The organism is Paenibacillus jiangxiensis (assembly GCF_046098255.1).
Lineage (GTDB): Bacteria > Bacillota > Bacilli > Paenibacillales > Paenibacillaceae > Paenibacillus > Paenibacillus jiagnxiensis.
In genome coordinates, this window is record NZ_JBJURI010000001.1 from 170,923 (window position 1) to 188,957 (window position 18,035).

Annotated in this window: 14 protein-coding genes; 2 read left to right on the forward strand and 12 right to left on the reverse strand. The window is 52.3% G+C overall.

Going from position 1 to position 18,035, the window contains the following annotated elements; genetic code table 11:
- Positions 1–49: 49 nt before the first annotated feature.
- The 6 genes from ACI1P2_RS00830 to ACI1P2_RS00855 all read right to left on the reverse strand — a co-directional run bounded on the left by ACI1P2_RS00830 (position 50) and on the right by ACI1P2_RS00855 (position 5,399).
- Entirely contained in the window at positions 50–916 is an 867-nt protein-coding gene (locus tag ACI1P2_RS00830; RefSeq protein WP_408976107.1) for a PP2C family protein-serine/threonine phosphatase, read from the reverse strand.
- Positions 917–946: 30 nt separating this feature from the next.
- Positions 947–1,465 (reverse strand): FHA domain-containing protein, encoded by a 519-nt coding sequence (locus ACI1P2_RS00835; protein ID WP_355315955.1) that lies wholly within the window; start codon positions 1,463–1,465, stop codon positions 947–949.
- A 38-nt stretch (positions 1,466–1,503) separates the two neighbouring features.
- Positions 1,504–2,079 carry an FHA domain-containing protein gene (locus ACI1P2_RS00840; protein ID WP_355315957.1) on the reverse strand — a complete coding sequence of 192 codons (576 nt, stop codon included), beginning with the start codon at positions 2,077–2,079 and terminating at the stop codon, positions 1,504–1,506.
- 32 nt (positions 2,080–2,111) lie between these two features.
- Positions 2,112–2,567, reverse strand: a complete 456-nt coding sequence (locus ACI1P2_RS00845; protein ID WP_355316288.1) for a DnaJ domain-containing protein — start codon at positions 2,565–2,567, stop codon at positions 2,112–2,114.
- Positions 2,568–2,685: 118 nt separating this feature from the next.
- Entirely contained in the window at positions 2,686–3,111 is a 426-nt protein-coding gene (locus ACI1P2_RS00850) for a membrane-associated protease 1 (protein ID WP_355315959.1), read from the reverse strand.
- Positions 3,112–3,230: 119 nt separating this feature from the next.
- Positions 3,231–5,399, reverse strand: a complete 2,169-nt coding sequence (locus ACI1P2_RS00855; protein WP_355316290.1) for a transcriptional regulator — start codon at positions 5,397–5,399, stop codon at positions 3,231–3,233.
- A gap of 551 nt (positions 5,400–5,950) precedes the next feature.
- On the opposite strand from ACI1P2_RS00855, the gene ACI1P2_RS00860 reads away from it, so the two are divergent.
- Positions 5,951–8,065: a vWA domain-containing protein gene (locus ACI1P2_RS00860; RefSeq protein WP_355315961.1), complete on the forward strand. Its 2,115-nt coding sequence runs from the start codon at positions 5,951–5,953 to the stop codon at positions 8,063–8,065.
- A 57-nt stretch (positions 8,066–8,122) separates the two neighbouring features.
- Here the strand turns inward: ACI1P2_RS00860 and ACI1P2_RS00865 are convergent, their stop codons facing one another.
- The 5 genes from ACI1P2_RS00865 to ACI1P2_RS00885 all read right to left on the reverse strand — a co-directional run bounded on the left by ACI1P2_RS00865 (position 8,123) and on the right by ACI1P2_RS00885 (position 14,904).
- Complete coding sequence (locus tag ACI1P2_RS00865; protein WP_355315963.1) at positions 8,123–9,040, reverse strand: serine/threonine protein kinase; 918 nt, start codon at positions 9,038–9,040, stop codon at positions 8,123–8,125.
- A gap of 63 nt (positions 9,041–9,103) precedes the next feature.
- Positions 9,104–10,375: a methyl-accepting chemotaxis protein gene (locus ACI1P2_RS00870; protein ID WP_355315965.1), complete on the reverse strand. Its 1,272-nt coding sequence runs from the start codon at positions 10,373–10,375 to the stop codon at positions 9,104–9,106.
- Between the two features lie 126 nt (positions 10,376–10,501).
- On the reverse strand, positions 10,502–11,419 hold the full coding sequence (locus tag ACI1P2_RS00875) for a RecB family exonuclease (protein WP_355315967.1): 918 nt from the start codon (positions 11,417–11,419) through the stop codon (positions 10,502–10,504).
- A 159-nt stretch (positions 11,420–11,578) separates the two neighbouring features.
- The gene (locus ACI1P2_RS00880; RefSeq protein ID WP_355315968.1) at positions 11,579–13,093 is read right to left on the reverse strand and encodes a copper amine oxidase N-terminal domain-containing protein; all 1,515 of its coding nucleotides are present in this window, start codon (positions 13,091–13,093) and stop codon (positions 11,579–11,581) included.
- A gap of 143 nt (positions 13,094–13,236) precedes the next feature.
- The gene (locus ACI1P2_RS00885; RefSeq protein WP_355315969.1) at positions 13,237–14,904 is read right to left on the reverse strand and encodes a PucR family transcriptional regulator; all 1,668 of its coding nucleotides are present in this window, start codon (positions 14,902–14,904) and stop codon (positions 13,237–13,239) included.
- A gap of 177 nt (positions 14,905–15,081) precedes the next feature.
- Between ACI1P2_RS00885 and ald the strand changes: the two genes are divergently transcribed.
- The gene (ald, locus tag ACI1P2_RS00890; protein ID WP_355316291.1) at positions 15,082–16,221 is read left to right on the forward strand and encodes an alanine dehydrogenase; all 1,140 of its coding nucleotides are present in this window, start codon (positions 15,082–15,084) and stop codon (positions 16,219–16,221) included.
- Positions 16,222–16,526: 305 nt separating this feature from the next.
- Here ald and ACI1P2_RS00895 read toward each other — a convergent pair whose 3' ends face one another.
- Positions 16,527–17,951 (reverse strand): helix-turn-helix domain-containing protein, encoded by a 1,425-nt coding sequence (locus ACI1P2_RS00895; protein ID WP_355315971.1) that lies wholly within the window; start codon positions 17,949–17,951, stop codon positions 16,527–16,529.
- Positions 17,952–18,035 lie beyond the last annotated feature (84 nt).

Sequence of the window (18,035 nt, forward strand, 5' to 3'; positions counted from 1 at the left end):
GTGTACCCCCGTCTTTCCTTTTTACGCCTGGAGGCCTGCGCCTCCTTGATTACGTGTGCATTTTCTGCAAAATGACCACCGTCGCGTTATCCTGACTGCGCAGCCCTTTGGCCTCGATTTGCGCAATGATGTCATCGGCCATATCCTGGGGATGGTCATGCTTGCGCAAAATGTTCTCCATCTCAATCTCCGTCAACGTCTCGTGAACACCATCGCTGCACAGCAGCACCAGATCACCTGCCCGGAGAGGGTAGGGATCGTCTCCGATCTCCATCTGCTCGAAGCCTTCATAGCCCAGGTAATTGGTCAGTTGATTGCGGACGGGACTGGACACGGCCTCCTGCCTTGTCATTACGCCTGCCAGCACCTTCTCCTCCAGCAGCCTCTCTGCGGTGTGCTTGGAATTGACCGGTATAAATTCTCCATTGCGAAAAATCGTAATCAGGCTATCGCCAACGGCCCCATAATGCATCTTTCCATCGGCAATCACGACCGCGGCGAGCGTCGTTCCCCCGCCCTGTCCGTTCAGATTCTGCAAAATGTCACGGTTGCTCTTTACTGCAGCCCTGGCCAGGTAGTCCTCCATGTCGTCCTCCTGTCCAACCTTGGAAAACTCCTGTGTGAACATCTTCACCGCCAGCGTGCTGGACATCCGTCCGTTGCGCAGACCGCTGATGCCATCGGCGACAACAGCCAGTGTTCCGGCTGAAGCCGTCATACTGGCGAAATAGTCATCCTGCTCTTCGCGGGTCCCGATCGTCTGACCGTTGCCGATGCGAACGGCATCAGACGCCGGACCTGGCTGCTGAACGTCTGCCGGTTTCGCCAGCCTGAAGCGGATGACAAACAAAAGCGCAACCAGACAGGCTGCCGCGCTTACAACATAATAAAGCTGAACTCCACTTTCTTCCGGCACTCTTTTCACCTCAAAGCCAGCCTGAATCGACTAGTTGTTGTTATCCCATTCAAAATGCGGCCCGCACAGCGGGATAAAAATAAACTTGCTTCGTCCGAGCTGGATCATGTCATAGGCGTTCAGCTCGACCGGCGAATACACAGCTTCATCGTTGTGATACGCTAGGCCGGATGCATCGCCGGGAAGCAGGAAAAAGTTGCGCTTCTTTGGGTCATACACAATAACGGCATGGTTTCTGCGGGATACTGAGTTGTCTCCGATAATGCGGATCTGCATCTCCTCCGCCCGGCCGATAAAATTCTTTTCCGCCATGATGCGGTAATCCTGGCCAACCTGCGCCCCTTCAATACAAACGAGCCAGCCGGTGACCGGATGGATTCCTGTCGTTTCCCCCAGGTAAGGCATTGTTTTGTCGTCTTCTCCCTGCTGCTGTACGTTTTGACGTCCGGCCGGAGCCTCGGAATGCACCGCCGAATTGCAGTATGGGCATGTGTAGCCATGCTTGCGTGTACTGAACATGTGGCCGTTCGGGCATCTTGTCAAACTCATCGTCTATTTCCTTCCCCCGTCTTCTTGAAATCAGATTGTTATTTCACCAGCAGTCTGGTATTGGCAATGTACAGCAGATCCCCCGGACCGAGCTTGTACAACTCGCCGCTCTGCAGGCGCTCGACCAAGCTTTTTCTTGCAGGACGCAGACCCGTTCCGCTCGTCGAATCGATATCCTCCACAAACCAATCGCCGCCCACCCGGTTCAAGACCGCGTGCTCGGCACTGATAAGTGATGCGTATTCGCTGTCCGAGAGATCGATCTCAGCCTCCTGCCGGGCATTGCTTTTCCCGATCAGCAGCGAGGTTTCGCCCCTGATGTACCACTCCTTCACCGGCTCGCCGTCATCGTCGAGCTGGACCAGCTTTGCAATCTCCTTCGATTTTACGTCGCTCCTGGTGCGCTTGCGTATTTTCAGCCATGCTGCAGGAGCAGGACCGCGGCCTGCTATAACTAGATAGATCAGGGCACAGACCGCCACTCCTGACGCCGTTGCGGCCTTCAAATACGTAGCTCCCGGCTGTGCCATCACATACAGGACGGTAACGATGATGATCGTCCAGATGGCGATATCCACGATAGGAAGCCAGATGCCTTTGACCGGTTTTGTCAAACCAATCTCCCCTTTGCCGCTTGTTTATCCGTTTATTTACGGAAGCCGAAAAATCTGCCGAACATATCGTCCGCATCCAGAGGGCCTTCCTGCTTTTTGCCGCTCTTTCCGGGCGTTCCTTGTTTCGTTTTCGGGTTAAAGCCGAAAAATTTCTCAAACTCCGCCGCCATGTTCGCCGCATCCGGCGGTGTATAGACTCCAGTCTTTGCCGTTCCCTGGGCCCTGCCGGCACTGCGCGGGTTCCCTCTCTCCTCAGTTCGGCCGCCAGAGCTTTCTTTCTGTCTGAGCCTGTCATCGTATGCCTGCCGCGAGGCTTCGCTGCTCAAAGTTTCATAAGCCTCATGAATCTGCTTGAACCTTTGCACGGCTTCCTCACTTCCCTGATTGGTATCAGGATGATGCTTTTTGGCGAGCTTGCGGTAAGCCTGTTTGATTTCCGCCGCCGAAGCGTCCCGGCTGACATCGAGCAGTTCGTAGTAATCGGCCATTGCCTCTTCTCTTCCTTTCCGCTTGCATTTCGTGGGCTGAAAATAAATTTTAAGAGGCATATGGATGCCTCTTAAAATTTCTCGCCTTACAGGCAAGGTGCGAAAACCGGAACCCGGATTATACCGCGTATCCGCCCTCGATCGTCGCCAGCTCGGTTTTATCCTTTTTCTGTTTGACGAAGAGGGTAAACGTGCCTACGCCTTCGGTGTCGCCGAAGTTTTCGTGATAGTCGACTACAAAAGCGTTCGGGAAGTGGATTTTGCGCACGACTTGGTCAGCCGCGATCACTTCCAAAGTAAGCTTCCGGTAGCAGTCCGCCTTCTCGGCAGGAACGAGCGACCAGAGCGCCAGCTTCATGGTGTCGTCTGCGCTGTCTCCGTCGGTAGCTGTGATGATTTTGCCGCTGATGCGCAGCGTGGAGCCGACATCAGTGGAACGGGCGTTGGAGTCGTCCGGAGTATCCGTGTCATAAACGACCTTTTGGATGTTGTCCAACCCGAGTTCAATTGTTTCTTGTCCTTCTACCAGCAATCTGAATCCCATTTGTGTTGCCTCCTTGAAATAAAATATGTTGGCCTCCGGAGCGCTTGCGCTGCCCCGGAATTTATGTATAAAGGCGAATCTTGAGGATAGCGCCTTTAACACCTTATTGAAAAATCCCATCAAGCTTTAACCGGGCTGGTGCCCTTCGTGATCATGACCTCAAGGTTCTTGACATTGCCGTTAAAGACCAGATCGATATGGCACATATTGCTCTTCTCATCGATCACATAGCTCATGTCGTCCCCGTCGTGAATGATCGAGTTGACGAAACCGCGGCTGCCAAGCCATCTGCTCTTCTGGCTGCTCGGATTGTTGCTGAAGAAGCGCACGATATTTTCGTGTTTGAAATCCCCCGTCTGATAGCGGAGAATGCGCTCGATATAAGTGCTGACCAGCGTTTTATAGATGGAATCAAATCCGTCCTCCGACAGCGCCATGCTTCTCGCCTTGTACACCGTAATGCGGCGGATGTCTTTATCCTGCAGTTGGGCGTTCTCCGACGAGAATATGAACCCGAAGTTTTTACGGTTGATCGAATCCTTGATCTTGTTCGTAAAGCCTGTAATTTCCTTGGCCATCGTCGTCACTGTGCGCAGGCCGTTGTCCCCTGCTTCGATATCGAAGCGGACGCCCGGGTAATCCTTGTTGACGGTTTTGAACGCTTCACGCAGATATTCCGGACATTGATAGGCAGCCACAAGCCCGGCGGCAACATAAGCGGCACCGACATATACGCCTTCGATCCAGAGCTTCAGGATATCTTCCTTCTCCTTCGACAGCGCTGCCCCGTTCTCGGTTTTCAGCATTTTGCTATCGATAATGACACCTGATTTCTCCTTCGGAATAATCGTAAAGTTCGGCACACACGGTACGGCAAACTCACTGTATTCCCTGCGCACCAGCGGCGCGCATTTGTCGATATACTTGTCGATGCCCGACGTGGCCATGCTGTTGAAGGTCGTGTCTTCGCCAGACTCAAAGTTGAAGAACATCTGGATCTTGTAATCCTTGACCACTTGCAGCAGCATGGAGAGCGACTCCATGGAGTAGCCTTCCTGCTTCACGACCTTCTCGTTGCCTTGGAAGCGCTGGCGTGTCACCTTTACCTTGCCGGCCGTCTCCAGCTCGATCGAAGGCACGATGCCGAACCAGATCGTATCGCTGAAATCATTCTTCGAGTTGACCGTGTTCAGGAAGGTCTCCAGGCGCGGAATATTGCTGCTCTTGACGAGCATATCCAGCTTGGCGTTGGCGACCAGCATGGTCGGCAGCATACCTTTGTTTTTGGTGGCATATTGGTCGAAAAACATTTTCACCCCGAGAATTTTCTCCACCAGGGGCTTAACGGTTTTGACAAAGTCATCCTTGGCGTTCTTGTAAAATTCCAGGTATGTGTTGTAGTTCTGGATTTCCTGCTCCACGTTCACTTCCGTCTGTATCGCCGGCAGCGGCACAAACGTGCGGACCACCAGATCCTTCACGTAGTTGGAAGGAGTCTCGGTAATGGAGCTGTAATCCTCCTCGAATACCTCGGTCAGACCGTTCGAGCTGTTCTCGTCCAGCAGCATCAGCTCCTGGCTGTCGCTCTTCGGAGCCTCAATAATTTTGAGTTCGCCGCTCTCGCCGATGGTCAGCATCCCGATCTGAACCGCTTCGCCGCCGTTCTCCTCCTGGGTTCCACCCAGCAGAAGGCGTGTCTTGATATCCTCGATCGCAAGCGGAAGCATGGCCATAACGTTGTTGTAGTTCTGGCTGGCTTCCTCGAACATCCCGTTAAGCTTGTCGCCCATATCCAGCTTTTTCGGATCACCGTCGTCCAGCTTCTCGTACTGCCCGTACAAGTAGTGAATCTCCTTCCGCACCTGGCGGATATCATCCATCACTTTTTTCGGGGAGATCATATCGAGCAGATTCTCGAACTTGAAATCCACATTTGTGATGCCCTGGCTGCGCTTCGTGTCGATCAGGGTAAACAGCATTTTCAGAAAGTCATTATGCTGGTTCACCATGATCTCGGAGATCATATCATCGGGGATGCCCTCAGGCTTCTTGAGCGTGTACATCACCTTCTGATTGGCAGCATTGAAAAAGGAGTAGACCGTCGGCGAAAATTTGTCGAGGAACTCGTCGAAGCTGCGCACCAGCAGGTGCTCATTGATTTCCTTGATCTTCTCATCGCTCAGGCTGTCGATTCCTTTGACATCCCCTACGATAGTAATCAAGTCGAGCTTCTCGGGGTTAATCTCTTCAAAAAGCATCGTACGGTTGGTTTGATTGATAATCTCCATTGCGGTCGGCAAGGGATAGACCGTTGTTTGTCGAAACTTCAGATTTCCAGCCTATCCGTTTGCCTCCTCCTCCCTCTGATTTATATCGGATCGGCCGCAAGCTAGGGACCCCCGTCCCGTCACTTCATCCGTTTCCTCCTGGTGTATGTACGAATACCATGTTAACTGCAACAATCGCAGTCAATTCCAAAATCTGACGATATCTGAGAGGATCATACTTTAGCACCTCATTTTTTGTCAATTTACTCGTATTTTCGCAACTCTTTCATATTACTGGGTACAAATTCTTATTTACAGGAATACAAATGCGCCTAAACGAAACATCAATATGAATAATTTTGATTCCTTGGTTCTATTTCTATTATTTACTATTGATTTTCTCTTCCGTCTTGTCGATAGTTATTTATTAAGTGAATTTTAGGATATTTCTGGAGGATAAGGACTCATTTAAGAATATGTCGAATATATCCCTTATTTCCTAGTTTCCTTGAAATACAAGCACTCTTTATCAGCCAGGATGGGTCAAATCATTAAAATCAAGGAGGTAAACCATGAAACGCAGGATACATACCAAGACTATTTTACTTAGGCCTTTTTTCCTGTTTTTCGCATTTTCGGCAACTTTTTTTTCAGGAGCTCCGGAATATGCGTCCGCAGCGGGCAATGAGGCCGGCTATGACGCCGTTTTCGTGGTGGATACGAGCTATTCCATGACAGAATCCGACCCTGAAGGCACTGCTGCCGAAGTGATCAATATGTTCATGGATATGAGCGAGGCGTCCCAGACCCGTGTCGGATTTGTCGCCTACAACCATAGAATAGTAGCGTCCCAGCCGTTGACCTCCGTGTCGGTAACCGCGCATAAAGCACAAATCCGGCAGGAAATTCAGCGGCTCACTCCTTCTGGATACACGGATCTTGGCATGGGCTTGCGGCAGGGCGCCAAGCTCCTGTCCAACGGGACACAGGAAGGAAGAAAGCCGTTCCTGATTCTTCTGTCTGACGGGGAAACCGACTTCGGAAGCTCCTCCGGGGCACGGACCAAAGCAGACTCCGCAAGGGATGTGTCAGCCGTCATCAAGACGGCTCAGAAGGACGGATATCCCGTCTACACGATCGGGCTTAACCATGACGGAACTGTAAACCGTGAAGAGCTGGAACGGATCGCAGCCCAAACAGGAGGAAGCTCCTATATTACTAGCAGCGCGGATGACCTGCCCGAAATATTCAACCAAATTTTCGCCGCCCAGATCCGATCCAAGCTGGTGCCTTCGGCGGCCATTAGCGCCACCGGCGCTCTGCAGCAAGTAACTGTAACCATTCCGGATTCCAGTATGGAAGAGGCCAGCCTCATCCTGCTGTCCGAGCACAAGCTCAGAGAGACCCAGCTGTACTATAACTCGCAAAACATACGCAGATATGAATCCGACAAATACACCATCCTCAAAATCGGACAGCCAGAAGCCGGTGAGGTCAAGCTGAAGCTGCGGGGCCAGCCCGGAGATTTGATCAAAATCAATCTGCTGGGCAGCTACGACTTTGAAATGCGCTCCTCTATGACTCCAGTCAGGGCGGAGGGTGCAGGGCCAAGCGGGCAGGAAGGGAACGGCAAAACATCCGAGGTGCTGAAGGGGCAAAAGAATCGGTTCGAGGCCTATCTCGAAGGCAAGGATGGCGGGGAAATCAAAGACACTGCCTTGTACGGGCCGCTTAAAGCGGAGCTGGTCATAACACCGGCCGCTTCGGGCAAAACAGAACGTGTCCCTATGACTTATGCGGACGGCCTGTTCCGGACGGAATACCTATTTCCCGAGACCGGCAAATACACCTGGCAGATTCAACTGGATGGGCCGGAGTTTTACCGTCACAGCACTGCACAGCCAGTAAATGCCATAAACGGGGCGCCTGCCCCTGTCGGGGACCTGAATGTATCGGCAGTGCCTGAGGACGGGGAGATCAAGCTTGAACTGGGCAGCTACTTCAAGGACCCGAACAACGATCGGCTGGTTTACACCCTGGCGGATAAAAAGAAGACTTTCCCGCTTGGCGAGCCTCATATATCGGACGAGGGAGCACTGATCCTGTCCGAACCAAGGGCGGGGAAGGCTGATCTAACGCTTACCGCCACCGATCCTGATGGGGCGACCGCCACCGCGACGCTTCATATTAGCGTGCGGTCCGGCTATACCGTCCTCTTGTGGGCGGTTGTTGTAATAGCTGCAGTTGGAGTGCTCGCTGCGGTTCTGTATTTGCTGCTCCGGCCAAAGCCGCAGTTCAGCGGAAGGCTGGAGGGCCTTTTTCTGGCCACGGCCAGCGGGGAGGATATTCCTGTCAAGTCATGGCCTCTTACTTCGTTTTCAGGCCGAAGAGTAACCCTTGCAGAGCTGTTTCATACACTTCCTGTGTACGAGCCGCTTCCTGAAGCGGAACGAATCGTGTTCAGCGCAGGCAAGCAGGGCAGACTCTTGGTCAAGCATGATACCCGATGCGCGGTGCAGCATGGCAAGCAGCCCGTCCCTCCGGGCAAAAAAACAGCGCTCGGTTATAACGAGAAGCTGTATATCACCTTTGAGGACGGCGTAACCGAAATTGAGCTGCGCTACAAGGCGATCAAGCCAAATACCAATATTTATACCGATCATCTGACGGTTAAAATCACCTCCTGAGCGGTGAGCCAGGTACAAAAAAGCGGGAGCACAGAAAAGGAAGCCCTGCGAATACGGCTAATGTGCCGATATTCGCTGAAGCTTCCTTTTTTTCATCAAATACTCCGCCCGCAGCGCACGCTTGAACCAGCCAAGCGATTTGCAACGTTTATGAGGGTGCAGCGCCAGGCCGCGCCGGATGATGCGGTCCAGCAGCGGAGATATGCCTTTCCCTGCAGCAGACACAAGCGTGTCTTCGAACAGCCTTTGTTTCACGTCAGGGGGAGGCGCACCGGTGCAGCAGCGGTACATGATAGCTGCCACGCTGTAAATATCCGATACCGGTCCCTGCCGCGACTTTTTCGAATAAAACTCCAAAGGAGAATAACCCGACGTGGTAAAGATCGGGTGATCCTGTTCCGCGTAACGTACAGCAGACCCGAAGTCAAGCAGCTTCACTTCGCCCTGCGGGCCAATCATAATATTGGAGGGTTTGATATCCCTGTGGATAATGCCCTGCGTGTGGATATAATCCAGCGCATCCATCAACGGCAGCAGCGTATCGTGCATCAGTTGAAGATCCCCCTCCCGCTTGTCCAATAGCTGTGCAAGCGTTGTCCCCTCACAGTACTCCATGACAAGATAAACCGTTCCCCGCTCCTCGAAATGATCGATGTAACGGACGATGCCGGGATGCATCAGTTCCTGCAAAATAGCGCTTTCCTGCAAAAAGGCGTCCCGAAATTCCTCGAACTTGGGCCGCAGCGTCCGCTGGGGACAGATCACCTCTCTTCTGTCCTGTCCCCGTGCCGCCAGGACCGTCGGAAACAGCTCTTTCACGATCACTTTCTCACGGGTGTTGATTTCTCTGGCGGCATAAACGACGGATAAGGCGCTGCTGGACAGAACGGACCTGATTTGATAGGTGCCGCGCAATTTTGTGCCGCGAGGCAAAACCTCCTCCCAGCCGTTGATTGCCTGATTATTGCTGATCAATCTTACCAAGCCTCCCGCATACTTGTACTGCTATCTGTACCGTACACGATACGGCTCTTCACTTCAACCCTGAAGTGTCTGTGTCTTCAGCATAAGCTTGCCGGTAAGCATTCTTAAATCATCCGACGCGGACGATATTTCCTGCATAATAGCCGTCTCCTCATGGGCTGCGCGATTGATTTGCTGCGCTCCCTCTGCGAACGAAGCTGACATCTCCTGAATCCGGTTCATGTAATTGTACGTCTGCTCGACACGGCCGGTCTGCTCGGAGACGGAATTTTCCAGCATGCGCACTCCGTCAACAAATTCAACAATAATCCGGTTAAGCTCATTCAGTGTCGCTTCCACCGAACGGGTACGGTCCGCTTCTTCTCTCACCAACGCATTTTGCTGCTGCATGAGAGAGACCGCTTCCGTAATCTGCTCCTGAATGCGGCTGATCATCTGGTTGATTTCTTCCACAGAAGCGGAGCTTTGGGACGCAAGCGTCCGGATATGCTGGGCCACTACGGCGAACCCACTTCCTTCCTCCCCTGCTCTGGCGGCTTCAATGGAAGCATTCAAGGCGAGCAAATGGGTCTGCTCGGCGATTTCCTTCACCGTATTCGTAATGTTCTCGATCCGTTCTGCTTCCCGTTCAAGCCTCAGGATCACTTCATGAGACCGCTGGTGGGATCCCGACAGGGCGTCCATTCCGCCCATCAGCGAGGAGAACAGCGACTGGGTCGAACGGACAGAGCCCTCCATATTGCCCGAAAGCTCCATCATCCGGTTGGATTTCGAATGCATCAGCCGGAAGTCCCCAAGCATCCGGTCGGCTGTCTGCAAGGACAGCTCGGAAGCCTTCTGCTGCTCCTCCACCCCGGAGACAATGCCGTCCACCACAGTGGACATGGACTCAATTTGCGTAGTCGCATGAGCGATGGCCGTGCTCAAGGTTTCGGCATTATGTGAGGTCGTCTTTGTGCTGTAGGCGATTTCGTCAAGCATGCCTCCGATATGAGCCAGCATATTGCGAAATGCATCGTACAGAACTGTAATCTCATCCCCGGAGCGCCGCTCGGGAATCACGACATGCCAGTTACCGTCTGTGGCTTCCTCCGCAGCCTTGGCAAGGCGGACAATGGGCCGTGTCAGCCACTTGGAGGTCAGCCAGCCGAGAATTCCCGTCCATATCACGCCGAGCAGTAAAATAATCGATACGTAGAGCCAGTCCGCCATCCGGGGAGCAAGCCAATCCTTCAGCACAAAGATGAAAAATGAGCTCGTCCCGTATGTAATGGCGGATATTGCTATAAAGCCTGCAACCAGTTTCGTTCCCAAGGATAATTTCATGGCTTACACCTCTGATATCGCTTTTTAAGTCTAATTTACCAGTAAATCCTAGCCATAAGTGTGATAAATATCATTGATATACCAAATTTTAAGAATAAAGTCACCTGTTCTTTAGGCCTTTTCTCCCTAAACATGCCTGTGCTCGCACACTTCTCTGAAATTGCAGCTGCCGCAAGCACGCCGGGACGGCATGGGGGTAAAGAAGGACATGGGCTTCGGCTTGTTATAATACTCATCATCCAGGCAGGATTTCATCTCTTCAATATATCGGCCCACATTCTCTTCAACTTTAGCGATTTCTTCCTGCTCCGGCTTATAAACTTCACTTTCACTGGTAACCAGATACTCCACCCGCAGCTCAAGCTGCTCCAGCGGAATATTATATTTCTCCCGCACATAGGCCGCATATAAGTACAGCTGATCTGAGAAATCTCCTTCCTTGCCCGTCTTCCAGTCCACGATCACCATCTCGCCATTGTGCCGGCGGTACAGCAGGTCCATTTTGATATACACCTTCGTCTCATGGAGAAGCATCGTATCCCATTTTTCGACTTCGACGATCTGAGAGCCTCCAGCGCTCAGCTCCTTCCATGTTGCAGATGTGTACAGGTTGCGGACAATGGCCTGGCGGCGGTCGTTAATGATGGAAATCCGGTCATGCAGCGTGTCCTCTCCATAATAAATCTCAGACAGCATCATCCGCTGCTTGGGCTGGCTGAGCCAGGCTTCACGGTCCAAAGATTCCTTGTAGCCCCGGTTCAGCATGTCCCTCATGGCTTTGTCCAAAAATTCCTGTCTCGGCGGCTCACGGCGCACGTCCAGCGCACGAACGGCCGACTCGCACATGCGGTGGGCCAGATCACCGAACAGCAAATATAAATTGCTTAGCTGCTTCAGCCGGAACAGCGCGGACTGCTCCTCCGTGGCCAACTCCCGGTTCCAGCCGTTGTGGGAACCATAATAGTGAAAATAATATTTACGCAGGCATTCATCAAACGTATTGGCCCTTGACTGAGAGTAGGACCAGGGCGGATACATAGCCAACTTGGCCGTCCCCTCCTTGATTGAAAAGTTCTACCGGATGATTATACCTCAAATGGGCCGGGAATGGAGCACAGAAGAAGAACAAGCGTTCTTTTTGAGCACAAAAAAATAGCAGACCCGCCACAGCGGAAGATCTGCTATTTTTCCTAATTCCAATATTTAATCTCTTTCGATGACCAGCTCACCGTCCCGGACAGTAACCTCCGCCCCAAGAGCGGTGGCAGCCTGGCGAAGCGGAACATACAATGTGCCGTCTTCATCGGCAAATACCGGCTGCGGCAGGTCAATCGTCCGATCACCCACCTCGATTTGCTTCATTCCTTTTTTAATCACAAACTTCGCTTCCGTAATATCATCGGTCACTGTGATTTGCTTTGCAGACGCATCCCAGTCCAGCTTGGCATCCAGCTCGCCGGCGATATCCCGCAAGGCAATCATGGTCGTACCTTTTTTAGTCACCAGGTCATAGTAGGTGTCTTCCGGATTAATGACAATTTCCTTATGCGTCACCTTCAGGTCGTTCTTCAAAATATCATAAATCTTCGAGTTGCTGTCAAAATTGCGCAGGGTGTCTCCCGGTGTCAATCCATCTTCTTCTACATTAATGACACCGCCGGAGGTGTCTACCTTATCGGCAGTCACGGCACCGTTCACATTCCACACCTCGCTCTCGGAGCGGAGCGTGAAAGAGGTAATCGGCAGATCATCCATTGCAGGAAGAGCGACGGTCAGCTCCGTACGGTCTTTGCGCACATCTTTATTCCCATCAAAGTACATGTCGGTTTTCAGCACGGTATTCGGTCCCAGTACGGTTCGCATCTCCGGCGCCTGCGTATACATCAGGCTTACGCCGGCATCATATTGGCTTACGGCCTGGTCCAGCGCGTCTTTGACATTTGTGTACAAGGAATTTATAATTTCTTCCCTGTTAGCGCCAAATTCGGACAAACCTTCCTCCATGCTTGCTTCTTCACCAATAGCGGCTGCAACCTCGGCTGCAAGATCCAGCCCCTGTCCAATAAGCCGCTTCAGTCCTTCTTCATCCTGGGCCAAGCTCTGAAGCATCGGCTTAACCAGCTGTACCAGCTCTTCTCCTGTCAGCTGCACGGACAGCTTCGTCAGCTCAACCTTCTCTCCGTTCACTTCCTCGGTTACCTTATCAACCGAGATGTCCTTCGGATTCGGCGAATGCTCGATAAACAGCCCGGCTGCTTCCAGTACCAGATCATTGATCTTGTCCCTGTATGCATACGGATCGAACCCTTCAGGCAGCCCTTCAAGTGCTTCCGCCTGGTTCAAGTCTATGTAGTAGGGCTTCTTGGAGCCTTCGAGCTCAAATGCCAGCCCCGACCGATCCATGGACACGGCAAACGGCAGGCTTACATCCTGATAATGGAAAGCGCCCTTGGCGGATATAACATCCTCCGATTGAAATTTTGCTTCATATACTGAAATCGATACAGAGTTAATAAAATCAATGATTTCCCGGTCTTCTGCCGAAGCGCTGCCAGCCGGCTCAACATGAAAGGACACTGTGGAGCTGGACTCCTGCGGTTTGACTTTAAGTGTGCCGAGCAGTCCCTGGTTGACATCAAAGCCTCCTACCGCCTGACATCCCGTTAAGATTACGAGCAGCAGGACAAGCGGAGCTGCAAGCCATGTTTTTAGCTTCATGTAAAATCTCCTCCCCCAAATTTATTTTAAAAAATGATACGGCCTGGTTCCCTTTTCCATTATCGCAAGCTTGCCCTGATTTGTAAATCAGCCCCTTTTCGTTATATTCCTGCGGCAAGTTCTTAAGACCCGGTATGCAGGACTCAGCATCCTTCCGACTGCAGCATGCGGTGGGCAAGCAAGGCCATCTCCAGACAGCGCCTTTTATCAGGTTCAAGAAGATCTGTCCCGATGATTTCGGTAATTTTAGCGAGCCGGTTGTACAGCGTCTGCCGATGGATGTACAACTTGTCGGCCGTATCCTTCTTGGAGCCATGGCATTGAAAATACATATCCAACGTGTTCAGCAGCTGCATTTGGTGCTCCTGATCATATGTTATGAGAGCGCCAAGGTGGTCTTCAACAAAGGCGGCAAGAAAAGGAGTGCCAGGCACGGCCTTCAGCAACTGGTAGATGCCCAGGTCGTTATAAAACAGTCTATCTTTCATACGAGCGACACAACGCGCGGTTTCAATGACCTGATAGGCCTCATGGAAACTCCGGTCTGTCTCCAGCATTCTAGTCCTGCTCTTTCCAAAGCCTGCATGAATGAGCACTCCGCCCAGTTCCTCCTCCGCATACCGGTTCAAGTGCTGCACAATATTGGACAGGACGGTCCTCAGATTCGACAAGGTACGCGGGGTAATCGATTCTTTGGCACACAGCAGATAACACTGATTGCCTTTCATCATAAGCAGGCTGTGCAGATGATTTTTTTTGAGCAAGGAGCGCAGCAGAACGAGGATATCCTGGTGAATTGCTTCGCGGCGCACCTGCCCGGACTCCTTATCGAGTGACTCCACTTCAATAATACCTGCCATGAAAAGATATTCACCTTTGGTAAGCAGGCGCAGTCCCATCCGGGTCTGAGCCTGTTCCTCGCTTCTGATTAGCCCGTTCATGAGCTCCTGAATGAGCTCATTCTGATTACGCAGCAGACGTTCCTCCAAAAATTGGGTGCGCAGAACAAGCGTCGCGGCCGCTTTAGCCGTGTAGTCCAGCAGCAAGGGCGCGGCTTCTCCCGGCTGCTCTCCATGCAGTACAATACCGACGGCGGAGAACACCTGTCCGAAGCACACGACCGGCTGAAATAAGATAGAAGCATGGCCATTTAGTTGAAAAAGAAGATGATCCTCCCGGTCCGCATTCATCCGCCCCTCTACTTCGCGTTCGTATATGTCCCCCAGCCTCTCCGCAAGCTCCGTGTCAACAGAAGGCACAAACCGGTTAGCATCGATCGAAGAAATGTACACTACCGGCCTTGATACATAATCATGCAGCAGCCGTAATATGGCGGACATGTCCGAGCTGCGCAGCGTCTCCTGCTGAAGCTTGCGGGAGAAGCTTTCCAGACTCTGCAGCAGCAGATGATGACGGTTAATGAGCAGCGAATGGATGTCCTGTGTAATTTCGACAAAACGAACCGGCTGCTCAAATACGATCACCGGAAAATCATGCTCCTCAGCCCACTCCAAAATTTCGTCAGGAACCGCATCAATCGTCGTGCCGAACTCCACACATAAGCCTGCGGCTCCCTGGCTGAACAATTGCTTCATATACTCAATCCGTTCTTCCTCGTAACGCTTCAGCCACAGTCCGGTCGTTAAAATAAGATCATTCCTGCTCACAAATGGGGAGACATGTGTAATTTCCAGCACATGCACCCAGCCGACCGGGCGGTTTATCCCCCGCTCTCCAGCAGCCAGCCTGGCCCGGTGAAATACCGGACGCTTTAGCACATCCGCAATGGTAAACAGAGCTTCACCCTTCATTCGTCTCCCCCTTAATGTCACGATAGATAACATAGTTATCCGTTTATTACCAAACTATATTTGAAGCATCAACAATAAGTCCAGCCTAAATCTGAAAAACATTGACACTTTGTATGATGCCATCCATTGAGACCCTTTGTAAACTGGAATTAAATCTAACATTCGAGGTGCATGGCCATGATCATCGGGGTTCCCAAGGAAATCAAGAATAATGAAAATCGGGTTGCTCTGACCCCTGCAGGAGCTTCAGAGCTGGTTCGCCGGGGTCACACCGTATTGATCGAGCAGCAGGCCGGTGCGGAAAGCGGATTTCAGGATGCGGATTATGAGAAGGCAGGGGCTTCCCTGATTGAAAAGGCGGCTGACGTATGGGCGCGGTCCGAGATGATTATGAAGGTAAAAGAACCGCTGGAAGGCGAATACGGGCACTTCCGTCCCGGCCTCATTCTGTTCACCTACCTTCATCTTGCTGCCGAGCCGCCGCTTGCGAAGGCCCTGACCGCGAGCGGGGTTACAGCGATCGCTTATGAGACGATTACCGTTGGCGGAACCCTGCCGCTGCTGACGCCGATGAGCGAGGTAGCCGGACGGATGTCCGTGCAGATTGGAGCCCAGCTGCTCGAACGGCCGAAAGGCGGAAAGGGCATCCTGCTCTCCGGCGTGCCAGGTGTCAAGCGAGGTAAAGTCGTCATTATCGGTGGCGGTGTCGTCGGAACCAATGCCGCCAAGCTGGCCGTCGGGCTCGGAGCGGATGTGACCGTCATTGACCTGAGCCTGCACAGACTGCGGCAGTTGGATGATATTTTCGGCAACCAGATCAACACGCTTGTATCCACCCCTTCCAACATCGCTCAAGCCGCAGCAGCAGCCGACCTGCTGATCGGAGCCGTTCTGATCCCTGGCGCCAAGGCTCCGAAGCTCGTTACAGAAGAAATGGTCAAAGCCATGAAGCCCGGCTCCGTCATTGTCGACGTGGCCATCGACCAAGGCGGCATCGTCGAGACGATCGACCGGATTACAACCCATGATCAGCCAACGTATGTAAAACACGGAGTTGTGCACTACGCTGTAGCCAACATGCCGGGGGCCGTTCCCCAAACCTCCACCATCGCGTTAACAAACGCCACCATGCCTTTTGCCGCACAAATTGCGGACAAGGGCGTTCTGGAAGCGATCCGCAGCAGCGAGGCGATCCGGAGCGGCACCAATGTAATGAACGGGAAAATAACGTACGAAGCGGTGGCGCATGATCTCGGTTATGACTATGTGCCCGTTCTTCAGGCCATGCAGGAAGCGACGTTCAAGCAGCCGAATTGAACCCGGGGCAATCCTTCGCATGTTGTGAGGCGCTCCGAGAACGAAGCATTCCTACAATCGCTGTTGACCCTTCGGGCCAAAGGCGAACGCTGCGCTTTTCCGGAATTGCTTTGTTCTCTCCGCTGCTGCGTGCATACCCATACTAAAAAACATCAGAAGCAACTCGCCACTCCATGGGAACCTCTACTATTCCGGGTTGGTAAAAAAGTAGTCGAGAACAGGAGAAAATCCTCTCTGTTCTCGACCTTTTTTTCCTCTACCCAGAGTAGCATGATGATTTTCGGAATTCGAAGCTCCTGCCGGAATCACCCGTTCTGCAGGACCGTAAGCTTCTCCTTGCACCCAATGCCGCAAATATTCTCCGTTTCTTTTCTGTATAAGGCGTATGTACTTTTAAACTGTGTCTGCATGGTGCCCGCCTTGTCCCGATGCTCTTCATAAAGAAACATGCACCGCAGCATGATATCCTGCATGCCGCTTTTGCGCGCAAACCGCACGCTGTGCAAAAGAAATTCAAACCCTTCCTTGCATTTCTTCCCTGTAATCAGATAAGCCGCATAATAATAGTACAGTCTGGCACGGCTTCGCATCCTGCCTTTTTCCGGTAAAGCTCCACCGCTCTCTGTCATCCATTCTCCATGAATAAGCTGCGTAAATTCGGAAAGCTCTTCATCCACATTATAATGATGCTCTACTGCTGCCCGCAGTATATTGGAAACCCCTTCTTCCGCTTCCTGCGGGTGGCGCAGCAGGAATTCGACATAGAACACAAAAGCTTCCCTGCAGCCTTCCAGCAGGTCAAGCTCAAGCAGCTTCCCTGCGGCGATCGTTTTGAGCATGCGGACGGCAGAACTTGCTCCACCACCGGAATCCTTGACCCCGCCCATATCTCTGCAGACGGCCATACATCTGCGCGCTCCCTCAAGGTCCCCCAGCTCCACAAGTACAGAACCTTTAAGCAGCTGGCTCCGGGCGTAATAGACTGCCGGAATCCTTTCTTCCCCGGTGGTTTCGGAACGTATTCTCCCTTCCATGCTTCCATCACGGGTAGGGGGCATGGCCAGAGCCAGTTCCTCCAGTTCAACCGCATACCGGTAAGCATCATCCCACCTGCCTGCCGCCGCAAATTGCTCGGCCAGATTCCACAATCCATCCATAACACAGTCTTCAGGCAGCCTGAAACGATAAGGGATAAAGCGAATCGCAGCATCCGTCGGCCTGGCCTGAAGCCTGCAGGCGATCAGGAAGATCCGGTACTCGCTCATGGCAAGCCTTTCCGAATGGCTGTATTTCTCGCTCTCGGTAACACATTCGTACAGTATGGACGCTCCCGCCAGATAGCCTTCATCATACATCAATCCTGCAGTGTCATAGATAGCGGGGACGTGGACAAGATCATCCAGAAGCTGTCCAACCACCATACGGATGCATTCCGTCTTCCCCAGGGAAGCGCAGCGCATCAGGAAGGGACGCAGCCGGCGCCAATGAGGGGCAGCCTGGTGAAAACATTCGTCAACAAATAATTCATACAAGGTTCCTTCGTCGTAGCCCATCCCCCCTGTAATCCGGTCCAACTGTCCAATTGACAACGGTTTGGGGCTGCGCACATTCAGAATGGAGCTTAGCGTCCCCCGATTGATTCCCGTAATCCGTGAGAACCGCTCCAGCGTGAGCCGGTTATGCTCCAAATGCTCCCTTAACAAATCGCGTATCGTAGTTGTGTGTTTCATGTCATCCACCCCCAGCTACGAAAATGATCATCCTTCATGGAAAACACCATAATTTGGATAATATAATTATATTTTCAATAGACG